Raw genomic sequence first — 2,518 nt, 5'->3', positions numbered from 1 at the left:
CCCCGCTGTTCATCGCTGCACAAGAAAAGAACACCGATTGCGTGAAAGTCCTGATTCAGGCCGGGGCGGATCCCAACGTCCCCCGGACTGACAATGGCGCCACCCCACTGCTCATGGCTGCCCAGCAAGGCCATACCGACATCGTGAAAACCCTGATCGAAGCCAGGGCGGATCTCAACGCCAAAACCAAGAATGGCACCACCTCGCTGCATATCGCAGCCCGGAAGGGCCATACCGATATCGTGAAAGCCCTGACCGGGGCCGGGGCCGGGGCCAGGTAAGGAAAAGTGATTATTTAGTCACAGCAAAATTTATAGCCATAAAGCTGAACTATCTTATTTTCCTTGTGTCTAAGACGCATCTCTTATTGGCTAACAAAAATATTTTACTCATTATGGATGGTATTGCTCGCCCCCCTGTCCCTGTGGAAAATAACTCATCGCTGGAGTCCGATCTCTGCCCTATCTGTCTGACTCACTTCCATGGCCGTGATGTAGCACCTGTGGTTGTCAGGGCACACTGTTGTGGCAAGCACTTCGATCTGGATTGTATTTCGAAGTCTTTTGTTCAACAGCTCATCGGCTCACGCCGGTGCGCGATGTGTCGGCAAGACCCGATGCCTGTATTGAATCTGAGCACCGGTGAATCTCACCCGGATCAATTTTTCCCGAACCAGGCGTTTTTTGATGCTTGTATTAACGGGGATTTTGCGCGGGTGAACCATTCACTGGCAGAAGGAGTCAATGTCAATGCTGCTCTAGCTGATGATTTCACTGCCTTGATTTTGGCATCTGGTCAGGGGCACAGGGATATCGTCGAACGTCTGATCAACGCCGGGACGAATCTCAACGCTGCCCGTGAGAATGGTGCCACCGCACTACTCATCGCTGCCCAGCAGAATAAGGCCGACTGCGTCAAACTCCTGATCAGAGCCAAGGCGAATCTCAACGCCCAAACCGTGGGTGGCGCCACCCCGCTGTTCATGGCCGCCCAGCAAAATAGCACCGACTGCGTGAAACTCCTGATCGAAGCCGGGGCAGATCTCAACGCCGCCTGTTCAAATGGCGTCACCCCGCTGGCCATCGCTGCTGCAACAGGCAACAGTGACTGCGTGGAACTCCTGATCGAAGCCGAGGCAGATCTCAACGCCCGGGCTGAGGATGGCTCCACCCCGCTGATCATGGCTGCCCAGGAAAATAACATCGACTGCATGAAACTCCTGATCAGAGCCAAGGCGGATATCAACGCCCAAATTGGGGATGGCGTCATCGCGCTGCTCGTTGCTGCGTTGGAAAATAACAGCCACTACCTAAAAATCCTGATTGAAGCCAGGGCGAATATCAACGCCCGAACCAAGAATGGTGTCACCGCGCTGTTCATGGCTGCCCAACAAAATAGCACCGACTGTCTAAAAATCCTGATCGCAGCCAGGGCAGATCTCAACGCTGCCACGTCGGATGGCGCCACCCCACTGTGTATCGCTGCTGCGAAAGGCAATACCGACTGCGTGAAAGTCCTGATCGAAGCCGAGGCAAATCTTAACGCCCAGACTACAGGTGGCGCCACCCCTGTGTTCATGGCTGCCCAAGAAAATAAGACTGACTGCGTGAATGCACTGATCGAAGCCGAGGCAGACCTCAACGCACGGACTGCAGATGGTGCCACCGCGCTGTTCATGGCTGCCGGGAAGGGCAACACCGAATGCGTGAAAGCCCTGATCAAAGCCGGGGCAGACGTCAACGCTGCCCGAACGTCGGATGGCTCCACTCCGCTGCTCATCGCTGCTCAACAAAATAACATCGACATCCTGCAAGCCCTGATCGAAACCAAGGCGGATCCCAACGCACGAGCCACGAATGGCATCACCCCGCTGCTCATGGCTGTTGCGTTAGTCAATATCGACTGCATGAAAATCCTGATCGAAGCCAAAGCAGACATCAACGCCGCCTTGTCGGATGGCGCTACCTCGCTGCTCGTGGCTGTTGCGAAAGGCAATATCGAATTCGTGAAACTCCTGATCAGCGCCGGGGCTGATCTCAACGCTGCCTTGTCGAATGGTGCCACTGCGCTATCTATCGCAACCCGGATGGGCCATACCGACTGCGTGAAAGTCCTGACTGAGGCCGGGGCAAGGTAGGTGACAGAGGCAAGGCGGGGAACAAAAGAAAGGCGTTATGTTTTCCGGTAAACACGGCTTTCGGGTGTTCCCGTCTTACGAGTTTTTGAAATAGGTGAGATTGTTTAGCCACTGCAAACTTTGTAGCCATAGAGCTGAACTATCGTATTTTTCTTGTGTCCAATCCGTATCGCTCATTGACTAACACAGATGTTCTACTCATGGATGGCATTGCTCGCCCCCCTGTCCCCGGGGATACTCAAGTACCGCGGGAGGATACTCACTGTCCCATTTGTTTGGCCGAATTCCATGGCCGAGCTGTAGCGCCTGTGGTCGTCAAAACACAATGTTGTGGCAACCGCTTCGATCTGGACTGTATTTTGAAGTATTGTGTTGATCAGC

General features: G+C 54.1%; 3 protein-coding genes. All 3 read left to right on the top strand.

Features of this window, described 5'->3' with window-relative positions; genetic code table 11:
* Positions 1–281: ankyrin repeat domain-containing protein (locus KDK17_RS16710; RefSeq protein WP_257288588.1), on the top strand; the 281-nt coding region annotated here is incomplete at its 5' end.
* Positions 282–367: 86 nt separating this feature from the next.
* Entirely contained in the window at positions 368–2,137 is a 1,770-nt protein-coding gene (locus KDK17_RS16705; protein ID WP_257288587.1) for an ankyrin repeat domain-containing protein, read from the top strand.
* 200 nt (positions 2,138–2,337) lie between these two features.
* Positions 2,338–2,518: hypothetical protein (locus KDK17_RS16700; RefSeq protein ID WP_257288586.1), on the top strand; the 181-nt coding region annotated here is incomplete at its 3' end.

Origin of the sequence: Endozoicomonas sp. SESOKO2 (genome assembly GCF_024606245.1) — a bacterium.
In the GTDB taxonomy this organism is placed as follows: domain Bacteria; phylum Pseudomonadota; class Gammaproteobacteria; order Pseudomonadales; family Endozoicomonadaceae; genus Endozoicomonas_A.
Note: the sequence above shows the minus strand (reverse complement) of the source record. Positions and strands in the feature narration are given on the sequence as shown.